The organism is Micromonospora sp. NBC_01699 (assembly GCF_036250065.1).
Taxonomy (GTDB): domain Bacteria; phylum Actinomycetota; class Actinomycetes; order Mycobacteriales; family Micromonosporaceae; genus Micromonospora_G.
This window is the reverse complement of sequence record NZ_CP109199.1, coordinates 3,881,717-3,899,329: the sequence shown is the minus strand read 5'-3', so window position 1 is coordinate 3,899,329 and position 17,613 is coordinate 3,881,717. Positions and strand designations below refer to the sequence as shown.

The window sequence follows — 17,613 nt, the reverse complement described above, 5'->3', positions numbered from 1 at the left end:
TACTCGGCCCGACCTGGGGTAACCGCCCGTCCGGCGGGCCACCTGCCGGTCGGGCCGAGGGAGCCGGGTTGTCCGAGGAACTGCTGCGCGACGTCTCCGAGGTGCTGGTCACCATCGTCGAGGCGGTGGGCGCGTGCGTGATCTTCATCGGGGCGATCTGGGCCGCGCTGCGGTTCCTGGTGCTGGGCGTACGTCACCGCACCGCCGCGGTCTTCACCCCGATCCGGCTGATGCTGGGTCGCTTCCTCACCCTCGGCCTCGAATTCCAGCTCGCCGCGGACGTGCTGCGCACCGCGGTCGCCCCGAGCTTCGAGCAGATCGGGCAGTTGGCGGCGATCGCCACCATCCGGACCGTACTGAACTACTTCCTGCGTCGCGAGATCGAGCAGGAGCAGCGCCAGATCGCCGCGCGCGGCCCGGCGTACGCCGGATCCGGGCCGACGGGGCAGCCCCGGCAGGAGGCGACGTGACCGGCCGGACCCGCTTCCCGCGACCGCCCGGAACCTGCCGGTGGGCGGCCCGGTGATCCGGTCGATGGCGATCGGAGTGATCACCGCCGCCGCGCTGGTGTCCGGGGTGGTCACGCTGCTGACGGTCCGTTCCTGGCGGACCGCGCTGCGGCTGCTGCTGGACCTGCTGACCGCGGCCAGTCTGATCCGGCTGGTGTCGGCCGAGCACTGGACCGACATCGCCACGGCCGGCACGATCGTGCTGTTGCGTACGGTGATCGGCTCGGTCCTGGCGACCCCGGCCACCGGCATGGGGCCGACCCGCGCGAAGCCCGGCACCCGGCCGACGCCGCCGACCTCGGCCCCGACGCAGCCGTCGGGCTGAGGCCCCGCCCCGGTGTCGGGTTCCGGGTCCGGCCGTCGGCGGCGCGTGGTCTGCGGTGGCAAAGCCGAGGTTTCCCGACCCACCGTCTCCGCCGTGCCTACCGTGAGTGGTGCTCGGGCCGGTCCGGTCCGGCACGACACGGCCCCGGCCGACGCGGCGGTGGGCCGAGGAGGAGGCGTCGAGCGATGACGAAACCGAAGCCCGGGGACGGTGCCCGCCACGACGAGCCGAACGAGTACGGCTTCGCCGGTGATCCGTCGCTGCCGGGCGCGGAACAGCCGAACCATCCGGACGACCTCGACGAGGCCGAGGAGGTGGCGGTTCCCGGCGACGACTTCACCGAGGGCCTGAGCGAGTCCCTGGAGGACACCGAGGACTCGCCCCGCCCCCCGCGGGATCCTCGCTGACCGGAGCGGGAGCGAGAACAGCTCGGGCAATATCTGCCGTGTTGCGGCGAATCCGGGTGCAAGGGCGGTTCAGTCCTTTACATTCGGTTCGGCACTGACTGCGGATGGTATGGCTCTTTTTCATACTGTCCGAGTTCGTGGCGGGGCGAACGCCCTCATGCCGGATCAACCGTTAATGCCGCAGATAGGGAGGTCTGGCCTGATGGATCTGCGCACCCACCTTGCCGTCGTGCGTCAACGCTGGTGGCTCGTACTGGCGACGGTGATGATCGGGCTCGGTGCCGCCGGTCTCGTCACCGTGCGTACCGAGCCGCTGTACACCTCGTCGGTGACGTTCTTCGTGACGACGCAGAGTCAGGGCGTGACCGACGCGTACCAGGGTGGCCTGTTCCTCCAGCAACGGGTCAAGTCGTACGCCGACCTGCTCACCAGCGATCGGCTCGCGCATGCCATCGTGGCCGCCGGACCGGTGGGGCTGACCGCCGACGAGGTACGGGCCCGGATCAGCTCGCGGGTGGAGGCGAACACCGTACTGCTGCGGGCCACCGTCACCGACAGCGACCAGGCGCGGTCGTTGCGGCTCACCGAGGCGGTGGCGTCGCACTTCGTCTCGCTGGTGCAGCGGCTGGAGACCCCGCCGGGCGCGCAGGAGCCACCGGTGAAGATCGAGACGGTCAGCGGGCCCCGGGTCAGTGCCGATCCGGTCTCGCCCCGGCCGGCCCGCAACCTCGCCGTCGGTGGCGTCCTCGGGCTGCTGCTCGGGATCGCGCTCTGCGTGCTCCGGGGGTTGATCGACACTACCGTCCGGGACGGCGCGACCCTCCAGCAACTGACCAGCAGCCCGCTGCTGGGCCAGATTCCGTGGGACGTGGAGGCGCTCACCGCACCGCTGATCGTCGGCGCCGCGTCCCAGTCGGCGCGGGCCGAGGCGATGCGCAAGCTGCGTACGAACCTGCGGTTCGTGGACGTGCACGAGTCGGCGCGGGTGATCGCGGTGACCAGTGCGGTGCAGGGCGAGGGCAAGTCGACCCTCTCCTGCAACCTGGCCATCTCGCTCGCCGAGGCCGGCTGGCAGGTGCTGCTGGTCGACGCCGACCTGCGCCGCCCGAAGATCGCCCAGTACCTGGGGCTGGAGCCCGGCGTCGGCCTGACCGACGTGCTGATCGGCGAGGTCGACGTCGCGGACGTGGTGCAGCCCTGGGGGGACAGGTCGCTGCTGGTCCTGCCCGGCGGGTCGATGCCGCCGAACCCGAGTGAGCTGCTCGGCTCCAAGGGCATGGCGGACCTGCTGCGGGCGCTGCGCGAGTCGGCCGACATCGTCATCGTCGACACCGCCCCGCTGCTCGCGGTCACCGACGCCGCGGTGGTCGCGGTGCAGACCGACGGGGTGCTGCTCGCCACCCGGCACGGCAAGACGACCCGGGCGCAGGTCGCGACCGCCACCGAGGCGCTGGAGGCGGTCGCCGCGCGGGTGCTCGGCTGCGTGCTGAACATGGCGAAGGTGGTCAGGGCCGACAGCTACCAGTACGAGATGTACCGGACCGTGGTCGCGGACCCGCCGCCGGCCGCGCCGATCTCCGGGGTGCCGGCGGCCCAGGGGGTCGACTGGCCGGGCGGCGCCGAGCTGCCGCCGGTGGGTGCGATCGGGGACGAGCCGGGACCGCCGCGACAGGATTCGCGGACGGTGAGCGCGACACCGACCCAGGAGCTCACCCGGATACCGCGATGAGCCCCACCGTCGGTCGCAGCGCGCGCTCGATTTCGCGTACGCAGTGACGGAACTCCGCGATCGGCAGTCCCACCGGGTCGGTCAGGTCGTCGTCCTCCGGCCGGACGGGGGGTTGCAGACCGGCTCGGGCCCGGCTGGCCGCTGCCACGGCGGCGTCGAGTCGCCGTACCGGGTCCCGTCGACCGTCCGGCGCCGCCCAGCACTGCTCCACCACGCCCTGCTCGGCCGCGGCGGTCGCCAGCCGGGCGAACTGCCGCAGCGTGAACGTACGGTGCAGCGCGGACGGGGCCAGCGAGACGCAGGTGGTCCGCTGGGCTCTGGTGGCGGTGAGGATCAGCCCGGCGGTGCGCAGCTGTTCGGCGTGCAGCGGCCGGCTGCGGAACGCCTCCGGGTCGGTGCCGCGTTCGGCGGTGAGCCGGGCGGCGTGCGGGTGCATCGGGTAACCGGGCACCGCGTGGGTGCCGGCGCTGGCCACCGGGACCGCCGACGCCTCGCCGCCGAGCTGCCGGGTCAGCAGTTCCCGGGCGACGTACTCCGCCATCGGGGACCGGCACAGGTTCGCGTGGCACACGATGAGCACCCCGCCGAGCATGTCTCCTCCTCGCTGCTCCGGCGCGTGGGATCGCCGGTAGCCCACCGGGTGCAACGAGCGGCCGGTCGCCGCGATCCGCGTCGAATGGCCGGACTACCGCGCTGACTGCGAGCTTTATTCGTAACTCGCCACGTATGACCCATAAATCGCCAGTACGACGGCGAAGAAACGAATAAGCATGCTATAGAGATCTGTAGCAATTACATCCTTATGGTCGTTTTGCCCGAGGCATGGAGTGTGTTGGTGTGACGCAGGGCGAGTCCGCCCCGAAACAGCGCTCTCGACACCGGTCCCGCCGGTCCGGGTCACGAGCGCGGCTACGCCGTACCCTGGTCACCGTCCTGGTGGTCGCCTGCCTGCTGTTCCTCGGCGTCGGCTGGATCGGGCTGCGCGGCTGGCAGGCCCGGGGGCACCTGCTCAGCGCCGCCGGGCTCGCCCGGGAACTGGGCCAGCAGGTGCTCGCCGGAGACTCCGAACAGGCCGCCCGTACGCTGTCCGCGCTCCAGACCCAGGCCGGCGCGGCCCGGTCGGCCACCGGCGACCCGGCCTGGCGGGCGGCCGGACACGTGCCGTACGGCGGCGACGACCTGTCCGCCGTACGCGACATCGCCGCCGCCGTCGACGACCTCGCCCGACACGCCTTCCCGTCGCTGCTCCGGCTGGACCTGGACACCCTCGTGCCGAAGGCCGGCCGACTCGACCTGGCCCGGTTGCAGGCCGCCGCACCCGAACTGAGCACGGCCGACGCCGCCGTTCGGCAGGCCGGGGTCCGGGTCGCGGCAATCCGCTCCGCCGGGCTCCAGGCACCGGTCCGCGAGGCGGTCGAGGAACTGCGCGCCGAGTTGGACCGGCTGTCCGACCTCACCTCGACCGCCCGTCACGGTGCCGTCCTGCTCCCACCGCTGCTGGGCGCCGGTGGCCCGCGTACCTACCTCGTCGCCTTCCAGAACCTGGCCGAACCCCGCTCCACCGGCGGCATCTTCGGCGCGTATGCGGTGCTGCGCGCCGACCAGGGCAGGGTGCAGATCCTCAAGCAGGGCGCCGCCTCCGAACTGGGCGCCTTCGACACCCCGGTCAGCAAGCTCGACCAGGACATGCGGGGCCTCTACACCGACCTGCTCGGCATCTACCCGGCCGACGTGAACCTGACCCCGCACTTCCCGACCGCAGCCGCGCTGTTCCGGGAGATGTACCGGCGCCGGACCGGCACGGTCGTCGACGGGGTGCTCGCCACCGACCCGGTGACCCTGTCCTACCTGCTGGAGGCGATCGGCCCGGTACCGGTGCCCAAGCACCCGACGCTCACCTCGGCCACCGCCGTGAAGACCCTGCTCTCCGAGGCGTACGACCGGATCACCGCGCCCCGCGACCAGGACAGGTACTTCGCCACCGCGGCGATGTCGGTGTTCAACGCCCTGCTCACCCGCCCGGTCGACCCGCGCAAGCTGCTTGCGGCGATGGACCGGGCGGTCGCCGAACGCCGGATCCTGTTCTGGAGCGCCCACCCGGCCGAGCAGGACGACCTGGTCGACACCCCGGTCGCCGGGGTGCTCCCCGAGCAGGAGGCGATACCGACCGTCGGCGCCTTCCTGAACGACGGCACCGGCTCGAAGCTCGGTTACTACCTGACCCGCTCCGCCGAGCTGGCCGTGGGTGGTTGCCGCCCCGACGGCCGGCGCGAGCTGAAACTGCGGCTCACCATCGGCTCGACCGCGCCCAGTAAGGGCCTCAGCAACTCGGTACTCGGCCTGCAACTGCCCGGTGACCCGTACCGCAACCGGGTCGTCGCGTACGTCTTCAGCCCGGTCGGCGGCTCCCCCGTACGCGCCCGGCTCGACGGCGCGGCCACCCCGATCGGTGGCGGTACGGAACGGGGTCGTCGGGTCGCCGTACTCAGCGTCGACATCGCGCCCGGCAAGACCCGGGAACTGGAGGTCGACCTGCTGACCCCGGTGACCCGGGCCGGCACCGCGCAACTGTGGCTGACTCCCGGCGCCACGCCATGGACCACCCGTGTCATTCCTGCAACCACGTGTGAACAGTAGAGAGAGGATCCATCATGCGGCTCACCCGCATCGTCGCCTCGGCCATGGCGGCATTCGTCATGGCCGGCGCGCTTGCCACCATGACATCCAGTCCGGCGGCCGCCCAACCACAACCGTCCTACCCGCCGCAGCCGCCCGTGCTGACCCTGAGCGACGCCACCCTGGTGGTCGGTGACGACACGACGCTGTTCGGTCGGTTCTACGGCCCGACCGAGATCGTCGACATCACCTTCACCCTGCTGTCGGTCGCGGCCGGCGCACCGGAACGGGCCTCCGTCCGCCAGGACACCGGCGCGACGATCGCGATGGTGCCGGTGGCGTACCCGGCCTTCCCGCCGCTGACCGCGACGACCAACGCCCAGGGCGAGTTCCAGCTCACCTTCAGTGCCGACTGGCGCGGTGTCTGGCAGATCAGGGGCGTCGGACGGGAGTCGGGAGTCGACGCCACGACCCAGATGACGGTCGTTCACCGGCAGTTGCCGGTCACCGGTAGCTCGCTCGGGCGGCAGCTCGGCATCGGTGCCGGTCTCCTGCTCCTCGGTGTGGTCCTGGTCATGCTGACCGTGGTCCGTCGCCGTCGTGGCGGTGTCCGGGCCGGCACGGCCTGACCCTGGCCACGGGGAAGATGGCCGATCTCCCGTGGTGGCGCGTCGCGCCTGAGCGCCGGTCGGACGAGCGAGGGCTTGTCCGACCGGCGCTCGTCCCTGTCCGAATCTCGTGGATCTCGGTACCACCGTCGCGGCCGGTCCGACCACAATCGACCATGTGACCCGGCCACTGCTGTTCCTCGACGTCGACGGGGTGCTGAACCCGTTCGACGGCCCCTGCCCCGCCGGATTCGTCGAACACGACCTGTTTCCCGGTGAGGAACCGATCCGGATCGATCCCGGTCACGGTGCCTGGATCACCGAGCTGGCCGAGACCTTCGACGTGACCTGGGCGACGAGCTGGAACGAGGACGCGAACCTCGTCCTCGCCCCGCTGCTCGGTATCACCGCGCTGCCGGTGCTCACGATGCCGCCGGTGCCGTTTCACCCGAACGCCAAGGTCCCGCTCGTCGCGGCCCTCGCCCGGCACCGGCCGACCGCCTGGATCGACGAGGCCCACACCCACGAGGCCCGGACCTGGCGCGACAGCCGGGCCGCACCGACCATCCTGGTCACCGCCGACCCCGCTGTCGGCCTCACCCGGGCCTACGTCGACCAACTCCTTGCCTGGGCCGCCGCCCTCTCCAGACAGCTTCCCGCTACCGCTCGCCGTCCCGCTCCGCCACGGCGGTCGGGTTGAAGTACGCGTACTTCACCGCCAGTTGGATCTCGGTCAGGTTGGTCAGGTCGCGCCCGGCCTCGGTCGCTGCCTGCGCGTGACACTGATCCGCCAGCGTGCGGCGGGGCTGCGGCCCCAGAACACCTGCTTGTCCGACTCGTCGAGGTCGTCCGGGTCGATGCCGACGAGCTGCGCCGGCGACGCCTCACCGCGTCTCGGCGCGTCGATCGTGACGAGGCTGCCGTCCCGCCGCCGGTTCGTGGCGGTACCGCAGTGTTCCAACTCGACCTGCACCCACGGGTGGGTCGGCTTGGTGGCCGCACCGATCAGTGCGACCTCGGCCCGCCCGATCCTCAACTCGGTGTGCGGCACGAAGTTCGGCCCGAAGTCCCTCCCGCCGCCACGACCGCACCTAGGCTGAAGGCGACTACCGAGCGTGACCGTCGCGAGATGGGAACGGTGTCGTGACACTGGTTGCCGGGTCCGGCCGTACGGGGGAGCACCTCGGCTACCTGCCCGCGCTCGACGGCGTACGGGCGGCGGCGGTGGCGGCGGTGCTCGCCTTCCACGGCGGGCTGGCACCGTGGCGCGGCGGGTTCCTCGGGGTGGACGCGTTCTTCGTGCTCTCCGGGTTCCTGATCACCTCGTTGCTGCTCGCCGAGCGGGCCCGGACCGGCCGGATAGCGCTCGTGGCGTTCTGGGGACGCCGGGTCCGGCGCCTGCTTCCGGCCCTGCTGCTCCTGCTCGCCGTGGTGGTGGTCGTGGCGCGGCGGCTCACACCCGCGACCGAACTGGCCGCACTGCGCGTCGACACGCTCGCCGCGCTCGGTTACGTCGCCAACTGGCGGATGACGTGGCGCGGCGGGGACTACTTCGCCGACACCGGGGCACCATCACCGCTGCTGCACACCTGGTCACTCGGCATCGAGGAGCAGTTCTACCTGCTCTGGCCGCTGGTGGTCGTACTGGTGCTGACCCGTTTCCGGCCCGTTGTCCTGCTCTGGGCCGCGATCGTCGGGGCGGTCGGGTCCACCGCGACCGCCGCCGCCCTGTACGACCCGGCCGACCTCGATCGGGTCTACTACGGCACCGACACCCGTGCCGCCGCCCTCCTGGTCGGCTGCGCCCTCGCCGCCCTGCTCACGCTGCGCGCCACCGCCGTCCGGACCCGTCGACCGGGCCGGCACGGACCGGTCTGGTTCCGGGCGCTGGCCGTCGGCGCCCTGCTCGCGGTGGTCGGGCTCTGGACCCGGGCCGACGGCGCCGACCCCTGGCTCTACCGGGGCGGACTGCTCGCGGCGGCGGTCGCCGTCGCGGTCGTCATCGCGTACGCGGTCGAGCAGCCGGAATCCGTCCCCGCCCGGCTGTTGGCGCTGCCGCCGCTGGTCTGGCTGGGCCGGATCTCGTACGGGGTCTACCTGTGGCACTGGCCCCTGTTCGGCTGGCTGAACGGCGAGCGGACCGGCCTGTCCGGGCCGACCCTGTTCGCCGTACGCTGCGGCGCGACGCTCGGCGCCGCGATCCTGTCGTATCTGCTGGTCGAGCGCCCGATCCGGTATCGGACCAGGTCGACACGCCACCGGACCGGGTCGCCGAGCCGCCGCCGGTTCGCGCCGGCGGCCCTGACCGGTGCCGCGCTCGCCACGGTGGCCGCCCTGACGATGATCGCGACCTCGCCCCAGCCGCTACCGGAAACCCGGCAGCCGGCCGCGGTCGCCGCCGTGCCGAACGCGCCCCAGCAGGCCAACCGCTCACCGCTGCGGCGAGCCGGCCGCAGTCCCGGCGCGTTGCCCAGGGTGGCCTTCTTCGGCGACTCGGTGGCCTGGTCACTGGGCACCTACCTGCCCCGGCAACCGAACCTCGCGGTGACCGTCCGCGCGGTGCAGGGCTGCGGAATCGCCCGACTGCCGGACGTGCGCTACCTGGGCACCCCGCACGGCAACTATCCGGGCTGCGACCGGTGGGACGAGCGGTGGCGACGCGGCGTACAGGGCGACGACCCGGACCTCGCGGTCATCCTGCTCGACCGGTGGGAGCTGATGGACCGCCGACTCGGCAACGGCTACCAGCACGTGGGGCAGCCCGAGTACGACGCGTACCTGACCCGGGAGCTGGAGTTGGCGATCGACACCGTCTCGGCCGGGGGTGCGCATGTGGTCCTGCTGACCGCCCCGTACACCCGTCGGGCGGAACGACCGGACGGCGGTCTCTGGCCCGAGGACGAGCCGGGGCGGGTCGACGCGTGGAACCGGCTCCAGCAGGCGGTCGCGGCGGGTAAGCCCGGCCGGGTCAGCGTGGTCGACCTCAACCGCCGGGTCTGCCCCGAGGGCCGGTTCACCTGGGATGCGGGCAACATCCGGATCCGCAGCGACGGACTGCACTTCACCCCCGAGGGCGTGCAGGGCTGGATCGAACCCTGGCTGATCCCACAGCTCACCAAGCTCGCCACCGAGGGACCCGGCTGACGCTCACCCGGTGATCGGTACGAACCGTGCCCGCAGGCCCACCGGTGCGAGCCGGCCGAGAAACTCCGGGGCGGCCGACTCGGCGTTCGGCGACTCGACGGTGAAACGCTGCGCCAGCCGCGAGGTGACGAGCGTGAGCTGCCGCATGGTCAGTGCCGAGCCCAGGCAGACCCGTGGACCGGCCCCGAACGGAAGGTACGCCGAGCCGGGCGCCGGCCGCCCGGTCAGCCACCGGGCGGGGTCGAACTCGTCCGGTCGCCGCCACCACCGAGGATCCCGGTGGATCAGGTACGGATTCAGCAACACGTCGTCTCCGGCGCGCAGCGACCACTTCCCCAGCGAGGTGGCCGTACGGGCGGTGCGGGTCATCAGCCACACCGGCGGGTAGAGCCGGAGCACCTCCTTGACCACGGCCTCGGCCAGCGGCAGCCGCGCCGCCGGCGGGGCGTCACCACCGCCCGCCTCGGCGCACAGCTCGGCGGCCAGCCGGGGTTGCCGGGCCAACTCCCGGACGATGGAGGCGAGCGCGGCGGCGGGCACACCGTGGCCGCCCATCAGGATGCCGCGCAGGGTCGACATCACCGCGTGGTCCGGCATCGCCGGATGCACACCGAGCAGCAGGGAGAGCAGATCCCCGTGCGACGTCCCGGCAGCGGAGGCACGGCGCCGCCGGACGATCTCGGTCAGCGTCTCCATGGTGTGCCGGTGCGTCCGGAAGAAGCGCCGGTTGCGGCGCAACGGCAACCAGGCGGGAAACTGGTACGACGTGCCCGAGAACGGTCGGGCGACGTCGAGGCTCTCGGCGAGCAGTTCGGGGATGCCGACGGAGTCGGGCCCGAAGCAGTACTCGGAGACCGACCGGGCGGTGAACGTACGCATCAGCGGGAGCACGTCACACTCGCCACCGGCGACCGAGTCGGTGACCGCGTCGAGGATCTCGACCGTACGGCGGTCCGCCGAGGTGGCGTTGGAGTGGTTGAGCCCCGGCCACACCGTACGGCGTGCCGACATCCAGGAGCTGCCCTTCCGGGCGGCCTGGTCGATGCCGCGTTGCATGTCGAACGGTGCCAACTCCGTGATGAAGTCGGTGTTGGTGCGGGCGAGCACATCGTGGGTCAGGTCCGGGTCGATCACGAACACCGCTCGTTCGTCGTACGAGAAGACGTCGCCGTACTCTTCGTGGTTGCGTCGGAGGAAACCGATCCGGTCGGCGTCGTACTCCGGGATGTTGCCCATCAGCCAGTGGCCACGCGGACCCGGCGGCCGACCGACCTGCCCGCCGTCTGCCATCCGGACCCCCTTGGCGAGGATCACAGGATCCCGGGTGGGGATCCTGTGACCGGTTTCTGGCTGCCGTTCGTGGTGGAAGCCGGTCCCGACGGTGGCGGGATCGGCCTACTCGTAGTTGTAGAGCCAGTACGGGTAACGTCCGCTGACCTGGGACTTGCCCATCAGGCGAGCCGTCACGTGTCGCAGCATCCGGGTCATGAGCACCTCCTGCATCGATAGGGGACGATCAACTGAGCGGATGGTGTCACAGCCGGTTGCGACCGGGCAACGGGCACCGGCGCCGCCGAATACCGGGTGGACCGGCTGTGGATCGTGCACCGGGGCGACGTCGGACCCGTGGCGGTGGCGTGCCCGAGGTGGCCCCGATGCCAACGTGGACGCGCTTGACCGGGGCGTACCCCGGATGGTGCGACCGACACCGCGGCGACGCCATCGGCTACGGCAGGTCGGTCAGCAGCCGATCGTCGGTACCGCATAACTCCAAAAAGGACTTACCCGCTGACGGAGGCAACACCCTACGTACCTCGTACAAAAGATGTTGCCCCCGGTACGCTACTCGGCGTGATCAACTCGTACCCGGACACCGACGATGCCAGGCTTGCGACAACCGCGGCACAGGCCGGCGCGGACGTCGTGCGCCGGCTGTACGGTCGGCGGCTCACTCGTGTCGACAAGGGGGCCGGAGACTTCGCCACCGCCGCCGACCTGGAGGCTGAGCGGGCGATCCTGGGCATCATCCGGGCGGCGCGGCCCGATGACGCGGTGCTCGGAGAGGAGGGTGGTCAGCAGGGCCCGGCCGACTCCGCGCGTCAGTGGTTGGTGGATCCCCTGTGCGGCACCCTGAACTACGCCGTCGGCAACATGTTGGTGGCTGTCAACGTGGCGCTGCGCAACGGGGCGGCGGCGGTGGCCGATCCGTTCAGCGGCGAGGTCTTCTGCACCGACGGTGAAACCGCCTGGGTACGCCACGACGGGATCGACACCCGGCTGACTCCCACGCCCGTGACCCGGCTGGTGGACGTCAACCTCGATCCGCCGTTCCCGAGCGCGCCCGGATTCCGGGCCGTGGACCTGCTGGCCCACCCCGGCTTCGTGGAGCGGTTCCGGCCACGGGTGGTTTCCACGACGCTGGCGTTGACCTGGGTCGCGGCCGGCAAGCGTGCCGCGTACGTCACCGATGGTGGTGACCTGTCCGGAAGCGTGCACTTCGCTGCCGGCATCGCCGTCTGTCGAGCCGCCGGCTGCATGGTCACCGGCATCGACGGTGCCCCGCTCGGCCCAGCCGGCCGCGGCCTCGTGGTGGCCGCCGACCCCGACACCCACCACCGGTTGATGTCCCTGATCAACTAGCGCGCACGACCCGTGATCCCGAAGAGTCCGGCCGGCTGGAGCGAGCCGAAATCTTCCGGATCATGAGAGGATCCCGCCGTGAACCCTCGATCTCCGCATACCGCCAACAAACGTGTTCTTGGCACCATGGCGATAGTCGCTGCTCTGCTGATTTCGCTGCTGGCCATGCCGGGCAACTCCGATTCGTTCGAGCCGCATATCTTCGCAGCCCTCCTGGCCCGGACCGGGATCGGGCTGCGTATCGAAGTGGCGATCAACGAGTCCCGGATCTGATGGGCTATACGAGCCTCGTCGTGTAACCAGCCCCGACCAGTCGGGCGTACGCGAGTTGTACGTCGGCGGGTACGTGTTGGGGAATGGCGAAGCCGAGTTCGGCGTACTTCTGGATACGTTGGGTGTCGCCGACGAGCATATTGATGACCTTGTCGGCATTCCCGATGTTCGCGACGTACCCGTCAAGTGACTGTGGGTGTGAGGCGCAGACGATGTCGACCTTGGGCCAGACCTTCCGGCAGGTGGCGTAGGCCCGTCGTTGCTGGTACGGCCGCGACATGAGGATGACCGATCGGACCTCGACACGTTGCCGCGCCAGCAACTCACGGCTCAACTCGATGTTCTGTCCTGTGTTCCTGGCCTGTGTCTCGACGGAGATCGCGTCGGCGGGTACACCATGGCTGATCGCGTAGTCGCGGTAATGGACGGCCTCGCCGCGCGGAAAGCGGTCAATGGTGGTCGGGGCGTTGGCGCCACTGAATATGAGGCGCGGATACATGCCGCGACGGAACAGGTCGGTGGCGACCATCGCGACGCCCAGGTCGTGGCTGCCGAGCCCGATGCCGACATCGACCGGGCGGATGTCATGGTGCATGTCGTGATAGCTCCACAGGCACTCGACATCGACGCGCAGGCTCGGCGGGATGGTGGCCGTCGTCGTTGTCACGGCGTCTCTCCCGGTCCTGAGTCAGCGGTCCACTCGGTGGCGAGAATGGAGTAGAGCAGGGAGTCCCGCCAGGTGCCGCCGGTGTGGACATGGTCGCGGAGATGGCCTTCGTACTGCATGCCGAGCCGTTTGACGACGGCGATCGACGCGGCGTTCTCGGGGCCGATCGCGGCGGTGATGCGATGTCGGCCGAGTTGGCCGAAGCCAAAATCGATGAGGGTACGGGCAGCGTCGGTGGCGTAGCCGTGGCCCCAGTGGTCGGCGTGGATGGCGTACCCGAGTTTGGCGGCCCGTACGCCGGAGAAGCCCAGCCGGGCGAAGCCGATCATGCGATCGTCGGCGTCGGCGTCGGTAACGGCGAGGTAGTACTCGGTGCGGGGGACGAGCTTCGCCCGAGTGATCGCACCGTCGACCATCGCGGCGGTAGCGGCCCGGTCGCGACTGTCGAAGGACAGCCACCTGGTGACCCGGTCGTCACCATCGATCGCGAAGGCGTCGGCCACGTCGTCCGAGCGGAACTCGCGGAGCTTGACGGCCTGACCGGCCAGCGTGACGGGATACATGGCTCCGATCCTGCCCTATCGACGTACGGCCGAGGCAGAGGTGAGGATGGAGTCCTCAGGCGCCTCGGCGAACTGCGTGCGGAGTTCCGGTGGGAGGAGTCGCCGACCGCTGACGCGCTCTGGTACTGCGACGCGACTACCGGCCCCGATGGGCAGGACTTCGACGTGTTCGAGCGTCTGGGCGAAATCCGGTTTCGCTGTGGCCCTGACGATCTGGTGACCCGCTTCATCGATCGAGCGGAACCTGACATCATCGAGGCCGTACGGCGTACCGAGGCCGTCTCGCCGCGCTATGACTAGGCCGTGTTTCAAAAGTGATTGCTGTTTCCCTGAGCGTTGCGTTCTGCGGCGGCATGCCACCAGCCGGGCGGGGTCGGCCCGGTGACCGTCGCGGTCGGCTGGTCGGGATGCAGCCCGAGGCGGCGCAGAGCGGCAGCCTGGATACGGACGTCGAACCAGCCGTGCCAGTGACCATCAGGGCCAATACCGCAGGCCAGACCCCAGTAGACCTCGCTCGACTCGAAGGGCATCCAATCGATGCCCCGGTCACGCAGTCAAGCGCGGGCCGCAGCCAACGGCCGCGGACAGCCAGGGGTGTTCTCGTAGGCTGCGATAGTGACCCAATCAGCGTTCATGGTGACCATGATGCCTGGGCAGACCTTCTTGCGGCATGGCAGCTTCGCCGCCTGGCGGTGCATAGAAGGGGAGATCGTCGGATCCGAAGCTCGGCGTGTCGGTGATCGATAGACGGTGAGGTCTCCGGTAGGTGGTTCAACGACGAAGAAGAACCCATAACCGGAGACCTCGTGGCCACCTTAGCGGTGACGAGGCGACACGACCTGACCGACGCCCAGTGGGCGGCGCTGGTGCCGTTGCTGCCCAGGCCACGTGGGTCAGGACGTCCGCCGAAGTGGAGCAGACGGCAGTTGATCGACGGGATCCGGTGGCGGACACGGGTCGGCTCGCCGTGGCGGGACGTGCCCGCACTGTATGGGCCCTGGCAGACCATCTACGGACTGTTCCGTCGGTGGCAGCGTGCCGGGGTCTGGCGGGACGTCGTCACCGGGTTGCAGGCGAGGGCGGACGCGGCTGGGTTGATCACTTGGGACGTCAGTGTCGACTCCACCAGTGCCCGCGCCCACCAGCACGCCGCCGGCGCCCGTACCCGCCCGGAGTTACAGGTCGAGTCCCCCGGTGGTGTCGATGACGAACCCGACGATCACGCCCTGGGACGGTCCCGGGGTGGGCTGACCACGAAGCTGCATCTCGCCTGTGAGCAGGGACGCAAGCCGCTGTCGACGGTGTTGACCGCCGGACAGCGTGGGGACAGCCCGCAGTTCGTCCCAGTCCTGGCCGGTATCCGGGTTCCTCGCCCCGGCGCCGGCCGCCCCCGTACGCGACCGGACCGGGTCTTGGCCGACAAGGCATACAGCTCCCGCGCCAACCGCCTGTATCTGGCCCGTCGAGGGATCGCCGCGACCATTCCGATCAAGATCGACCAGGCCGCGAGCAGACAGAGGAAGGGCTCGAAGGGCGGAAGGCCACCAGCCTTCGACCCCATCACCTACCGGCAACGCCACGCCGTCGAATGCGGCATCAACCAGCTCAAACGCAACCGAGCCCTGGGCACCCGCTATGACAAACTCGCCGTCCGCTATCAGGCCACCGTGCACATCGCCACGATCAACGAGTGGCTCCGACCAGGCTTATGAAACACGGCCTAGCCGATGTAGGGCTGCGGCAGGTTCGCGTACCCGTGATCGATGCGTAGGCGCATCGGAGGATCGATGTTCAAATCGTCCAGAGCCGCCTGTTCGATCCATGCCACCTGGGATGACTCACTGCTCTCGGTCGGCTGCCCGGACAGGTAGCGCGGAACCTGTCTGGGTGTCGCCGTACATAGTCCGCTTGATCAACGAGGGCTCCGCGAGCAAGTCTCCGGGTGCGATATCCAGAACGTCGGCGAGGGTCTTGATGACGGAGAGCCGGTCCAGTTCGATCCGATTGTTCTCGACCTTGCCGAGCCAGTCGGCGGTACGGCCGGCGAGTCCGGCGACTACCTCCTGAGACGGGCCGCGTCGACGGCGATACCAGGCCACGCGTTCGCCGAGGGTGAGGGAAACGCTCATCTCGTCCATATGGGTGACGCCTCCCTTCTGTGTGCTACCCGGAATGATTTCGGGGTAGCAGGCGAGTGTCGGCCACAACCTGTACTCATGATGCTGCTCAACGCATTGAAGGCTTGTCACCTTCGCTCGGTGTGTCGGTTAGGACGTACACCATCGACTTGCATCTCTTTTGTATCAGTACAGCTCAACGGGCGCGGCCCACGGGCTGCCCGGGGTTGGGTCGGGCGGCAACCTCGTGAGCGGGGCCTCGGGGTGGGTGCGGGTGCTTGGGCGCTGCTCTTGGTAACCAGGTCCGTCTGAATTGCCCGCCAAAACTTGATACTTATTGCTGGTGACCGGGAGATCCCTCGTTGATGCCTGAACCAGGTGATGTGCTGGGGGTTGGAGCGGCGGCCTCGGTCCAGTTGCGCGGCGACAGTGGAATCGCGTTCCGGGTCACGGTCGTCTCGAAGCAACTCACCTACGACGGTTGGGTCTGGCTGACGGGCTACGTGCTCGATAACAAGGGTGAGGCGACCGTGAAGCGTGAGCTCTTCGTCCAATTCGACGGCCTGCGTCTGCTCGCCCGCCCCCACCGGCAGGCTCCACCGACCGCCCAACGCGGTGCCGCCATGTTGGCACCCAACAAACCACCCGTACGACGACCAGCCGACCCGACCACCGGCACTCGCCGCTGAGCCTCTCCCGTCCGGCCTACCCACGCCGGTACGGATGAATTTGACAGAAGGGAGTCATCGTGACCTCGACGGTGGGAGTCTCCCGCGCGTCTTCGACCGTTACATGGCGCCCTACCTCCGCGTCGCCCGGACCGAGCTGACCGGGCTGACCGCCGAACAGGTCGACGCCCGCTTCCTGAGCTGGTTCGGTCGGCCGCTCGCCCGCAATCCGGGCCCGTCCGACCGGGAACGGCCGGATCCCGGGGATTCACCGGCAACAGACTGGTGATTTCGCCGATGCGTGGCCGGTCCGGTGCGCCAAACACTGGTGGACGTCGATATGACCCCGACGAACAGGGAGTACACCGACGTGCAACCACACACCTCCACCCCCGCCCCCACCCGTACGAGATCGGCTCTTCTCGGTTTTGCCCGGTTCGCCGTGGCGGCGACGCTGGTCGCGATCGGCCTCGTCGCCGTGCCGGGCGCCGCCCGGGCCGCCGGCCCGTACGAGCGTGGTCCGAACCCGACCAGCGCCATCCTCGAAGCCAGCCGTGGCCCGTTCGCCACCTCCTCGCAGAACGTCTCCTCACTGGTCAGTGGGTTCGGCGGCGGGGTCATCTACTACCCGACCAGCACCAGCGAGGGCACCTTCGGCGCCGTCGCGATCTCGCCCGGCTTCACCGCGGCCTGGTCGAGCATCAGTTGGCTCGGCCCCCGGATCGCCTCGCACGGCTTCGTGGTGATCGGCATCGAGACCAACACGATCTACGACCAGCCGGCGAGCCGGGGTGAGCAGCTTCTGGCCGCCCTGGACTACCTGGTCGAGGAGAGCTCGGTGCGTACCCGGATCGATTCGACCCGGCTTGCCGTCGCCGGTCACTCGATGGGTGGCGGTGGTTCGCTCGAAGCGGCCCGGACCCGCCCGTCGCTCCAGGCCGCGGTTCCGCTCGCCCCGTGGAACGGGACCAAGAGCTGGTCGACCCTGCGGGTGCCGACGCTGATCATCGGTGCCGAGAGCGACACGATCGCGCCGGTTTCGTCGCACTCGGTGCCGTTCTACAACAGCATTCCGGCGTCGGCGGAGAAGGCGTACCTGGAGCTGAACGCGGCCAGCCACTTCTTCCCGCAGACCACCAACACCCCGACCGCGAAGCAGGCGGTGGCCTGGCTGAAGCGGTTCGTGGACGACGACACCCGCTACGAGCAGTTCCTCTGCCCGGGACCGACCGGCTCGGCGATCGAGGAGTACCGCAACACCTGCCCGAGCGCCTGATCCGCGTACGACCGGAGGCGATCGGCCCACGGCCGCCTCCGGTCCGACGCGACCGCCCCGAGCTTTCGTCT

General features: G+C 70.0%; 22 protein-coding genes. 15 read left to right on the top strand and 7 right to left on the bottom strand.

What is annotated here, in order from left to right:
* Positions 1-68 precede the first annotated feature (68 nt).
* The 4 genes from OG792_RS17055 to OG792_RS17040 all read left to right on the top strand — a co-directional run bounded on the left by OG792_RS17055 (position 69) and on the right by OG792_RS17040 (position 2,970).
* Complete coding sequence (locus OG792_RS17055) at positions 69-470, top strand: DUF1622 domain-containing protein (RefSeq protein ID WP_329110748.1); 402 nt, start codon at positions 69-71, stop codon at positions 468-470.
* 64 nt (positions 471-534) lie between these two features.
* Positions 535-834, top strand: a complete 300-nt coding sequence (locus OG792_RS17050) for a DUF1622 domain-containing protein (protein WP_329110746.1) — start codon at positions 535-537, stop codon at positions 832-834.
* Between the two features lie 185 nt (positions 835-1,019).
* Positions 1,020-1,241 carry a hypothetical protein gene (locus OG792_RS17045; RefSeq protein WP_329110744.1) on the top strand — a complete coding sequence of 74 codons (222 nt, stop codon included), beginning with the start codon at positions 1,020-1,022 and terminating at the stop codon, positions 1,239-1,241.
* Between the two features lie 202 nt (positions 1,242-1,443).
* Positions 1,444-2,970, top strand: coding sequence for a polysaccharide biosynthesis tyrosine autokinase (locus tag OG792_RS17040; protein ID WP_329110743.1), 1,527 nt, complete (start codon positions 1,444-1,446; stop codon positions 2,968-2,970).
* On the opposite strand, the gene OG792_RS17035 is transcribed toward OG792_RS17040, so the two are convergent.
* On the bottom strand, positions 2,951-3,562 hold the full coding sequence (locus tag OG792_RS17035) for an arsenate reductase/protein-tyrosine-phosphatase family protein (protein WP_329110742.1): 612 nt from the start codon (positions 3,560-3,562) through the stop codon (positions 2,951-2,953). The genes OG792_RS17040 and OG792_RS17035 overlap by 20 nt on opposite strands.
* Positions 3,563-3,807: 245 nt before the next feature.
* On the opposite strand from OG792_RS17035, the gene OG792_RS17030 reads away from it, so the two are divergent.
* From OG792_RS17030 to OG792_RS17020, 3 genes are all read left to right on the top strand, one after another.
* Complete coding sequence (locus OG792_RS17030) at positions 3,808-5,607, top strand: DUF4012 domain-containing protein (protein WP_329110741.1); 1,800 nt, start codon at positions 3,808-3,810, stop codon at positions 5,605-5,607.
* A 14-nt stretch (positions 5,608-5,621) separates the two neighbouring features.
* A complete protein-coding gene (locus tag OG792_RS17025; RefSeq protein ID WP_329110740.1) occupies positions 5,622-6,215 on the top strand; it encodes a hypothetical protein in 594 nt (197 codons plus the stop codon).
* 157 nt (positions 6,216-6,372) lie between these two features.
* Entirely contained in the window at positions 6,373-6,894 is a 522-nt protein-coding gene (locus OG792_RS17020) for an HAD domain-containing protein (RefSeq protein WP_329110739.1), read from the top strand.
* A 42-nt stretch (positions 6,895-6,936) separates the two neighbouring features.
* Here OG792_RS17020 and OG792_RS17015 read toward each other — a convergent pair whose 3' ends face one another.
* Positions 6,937-7,245, bottom strand: a complete 309-nt coding sequence (locus OG792_RS17015) for a hypothetical protein (RefSeq protein ID WP_329110736.1) — start codon at positions 7,243-7,245, stop codon at positions 6,937-6,939.
* Positions 7,246-7,337: 92 nt separating this feature from the next.
* On the opposite strand from OG792_RS17015, the gene OG792_RS17010 reads away from it, so the two are divergent.
* Positions 7,338-9,338: an acyltransferase family protein gene (locus tag OG792_RS17010; protein ID WP_329110734.1), complete on the top strand. Its 2,001-nt coding sequence runs from the start codon at positions 7,338-7,340 to the stop codon at positions 9,336-9,338.
* 3 nt (positions 9,339-9,341) lie between these two features.
* Here OG792_RS17010 and OG792_RS17005 read toward each other — a convergent pair whose 3' ends face one another.
* Positions 9,342-10,628, bottom strand: coding sequence for a cytochrome P450 (locus OG792_RS17005; RefSeq protein WP_329110732.1), 1,287 nt, complete (start codon positions 10,626-10,628; stop codon positions 9,342-9,344).
* Positions 10,629-11,189: 561 nt separating this feature from the next.
* On the opposite strand from OG792_RS17005, the gene OG792_RS17000 reads away from it, so the two are divergent.
* On the top strand, positions 11,190-11,978 hold the full coding sequence (locus OG792_RS17000) for an inositol monophosphatase family protein (RefSeq protein WP_329110730.1): 789 nt from the start codon (positions 11,190-11,192) through the stop codon (positions 11,976-11,978).
* Positions 11,979-12,056: 78 nt separating this feature from the next.
* Positions 12,057-12,251: a hypothetical protein gene (locus OG792_RS16995; protein ID WP_329110728.1), complete on the top strand. Its 195-nt coding sequence runs from the start codon at positions 12,057-12,059 to the stop codon at positions 12,249-12,251.
* A 4-nt stretch (positions 12,252-12,255) separates the two neighbouring features.
* Here the strand turns inward: OG792_RS16995 and OG792_RS16990 are convergent, their stop codons facing one another.
* Together OG792_RS16990 and OG792_RS16985 are read right to left on the bottom strand one after the other, a co-directional pair.
* Positions 12,256-12,918 carry a YdcF family protein gene (locus OG792_RS16990; protein ID WP_329110726.1) on the bottom strand — a complete coding sequence of 221 codons (663 nt, stop codon included), beginning with the start codon at positions 12,916-12,918 and terminating at the stop codon, positions 12,256-12,258.
* Positions 12,915-13,481 (bottom strand): GNAT family N-acetyltransferase, encoded by a 567-nt coding sequence (locus OG792_RS16985; protein WP_329110724.1) that lies wholly within the window; start codon positions 13,479-13,481, stop codon positions 12,915-12,917. The genes OG792_RS16990 and OG792_RS16985 overlap by 4 nt, the downstream gene beginning before the upstream one ends.
* A gap of 165 nt (positions 13,482-13,646) precedes the next feature.
* On the opposite strand from OG792_RS16985, the gene OG792_RS16980 reads away from it, so the two are divergent.
* The gene (locus tag OG792_RS16980) at positions 13,647-13,781 is read left to right on the top strand and encodes a hypothetical protein (RefSeq protein WP_329110722.1); all 135 of its coding nucleotides are present in this window, start codon (positions 13,647-13,649) and stop codon (positions 13,779-13,781) included.
* An 8-nt stretch (positions 13,782-13,789) separates the two neighbouring features.
* Here the strand turns inward: OG792_RS16980 and OG792_RS16975 are convergent, their stop codons facing one another.
* Complete coding sequence (locus OG792_RS16975; RefSeq protein ID WP_329104148.1) at positions 13,790-14,011, bottom strand: hypothetical protein; 222 nt, start codon at positions 14,009-14,011, stop codon at positions 13,790-13,792.
* A 291-nt stretch (positions 14,012-14,302) separates the two neighbouring features.
* On the opposite strand from OG792_RS16975, the gene OG792_RS16970 reads away from it, so the two are divergent.
* Entirely contained in the window at positions 14,303-15,193 is an 891-nt protein-coding gene (locus tag OG792_RS16970) for an IS5 family transposase (RefSeq protein WP_442932452.1), read from the top strand.
* A 126-nt stretch (positions 15,194-15,319) separates the two neighbouring features.
* Here the strand turns inward: OG792_RS16970 and OG792_RS16965 are convergent, their stop codons facing one another.
* A complete protein-coding gene (locus tag OG792_RS16965; protein ID WP_329110720.1) occupies positions 15,320-15,619 on the bottom strand; it encodes a helix-turn-helix domain-containing protein in 300 nt (99 codons plus the stop codon).
* A gap of 344 nt (positions 15,620-15,963) precedes the next feature.
* On the opposite strand from OG792_RS16965, the gene OG792_RS16960 reads away from it, so the two are divergent.
* The 3 genes from OG792_RS16960 (at position 15,964) to OG792_RS16950 (ending at position 17,542) form a co-directional block, all read left to right on the top strand.
* The gene (locus OG792_RS16960) at positions 15,964-16,287 is read left to right on the top strand and encodes a hypothetical protein (RefSeq protein ID WP_329110718.1); all 324 of its coding nucleotides are present in this window, start codon (positions 15,964-15,966) and stop codon (positions 16,285-16,287) included.
* A 103-nt stretch (positions 16,288-16,390) separates the two neighbouring features.
* Positions 16,391-16,555 carry a hypothetical protein gene (locus tag OG792_RS16955; protein WP_329110716.1) on the top strand — a complete coding sequence of 55 codons (165 nt, stop codon included), beginning with the start codon at positions 16,391-16,393 and terminating at the stop codon, positions 16,553-16,555.
* 51 nt (positions 16,556-16,606) lie between these two features.
* Positions 16,607-17,542 carry an alpha/beta hydrolase family protein gene (locus OG792_RS16950; RefSeq protein ID WP_329110713.1) on the top strand — a complete coding sequence of 312 codons (936 nt, stop codon included), beginning with the start codon at positions 16,607-16,609 and terminating at the stop codon, positions 17,540-17,542.
* Positions 17,543-17,613: the final 71 nt, after the last annotated feature.

What these genes read in the sequence shown, in the direction of transcription:
- OG792_RS17050 (WP_329110746.1), top strand. Translation starts at nt 535, where the DNA reads ATGGCGATCGGAGTGATCACCGCCGCCGCGCTGGTGTCCGGGGTGGTC.
- OG792_RS17045 (WP_329110744.1), top strand. Translation starts at nt 1,020, where the DNA reads ATGACGAAACCGAAGCCCGGGGACGGTGCCCGCCACGACGAGCCGAAC.
- OG792_RS17040 (WP_329110743.1), top strand. Translation starts at nt 1,444, where the DNA reads ATGGATCTGCGCACCCACCTTGCCGTCGTGCGTCAACGCTGGTGGCTC.
- OG792_RS17035 (WP_329110742.1), bottom strand. Translation starts at nt 3,562, where the DNA reads ATGCTCGGCGGGGTGCTCATCGTGTGCCACGCGAACCTGTGCCGGTCC.
- OG792_RS17025 (WP_329110740.1), top strand. Translation starts at nt 5,622, where the DNA reads ATGCGGCTCACCCGCATCGTCGCCTCGGCCATGGCGGCATTCGTCATG.
- OG792_RS17005 (WP_329110732.1), bottom strand. Translation starts at nt 10,628, where the DNA reads ATGGCAGACGGCGGGCAGGTCGGTCGGCCGCCGGGTCCGCGTGGCCAC.
- OG792_RS16985 (WP_329110724.1), bottom strand. Translation starts at nt 13,481, where the DNA reads ATGTATCCCGTCACGCTGGCCGGTCAGGCCGTCAAGCTCCGCGAGTTC.
- OG792_RS16975 (WP_329104148.1), bottom strand. Translation starts at nt 14,011, where the DNA reads ATGCCCTTCGAGTCGAGCGAGGTCTACTGGGGTCTGGCCTGCGGTATT.
- OG792_RS16965 (WP_329110720.1), bottom strand. Translation starts at nt 15,619, where the DNA reads ATGGACGAGATGAGCGTTTCCCTCACCCTCGGCGAACGCGTGGCCTGG.
- OG792_RS16960 (WP_329110718.1), top strand. Translation starts at nt 15,964, where the DNA reads ATGCCTGAACCAGGTGATGTGCTGGGGGTTGGAGCGGCGGCCTCGGTC.
- OG792_RS16955 (WP_329110716.1), top strand. Translation starts at nt 16,391, where the DNA reads ATGGCGCCCTACCTCCGCGTCGCCCGGACCGAGCTGACCGGGCTGACC.
- OG792_RS16950 (WP_329110713.1), top strand. Translation starts at nt 16,607, where the DNA reads ATGACCCCGACGAACAGGGAGTACACCGACGTGCAACCACACACCTCC.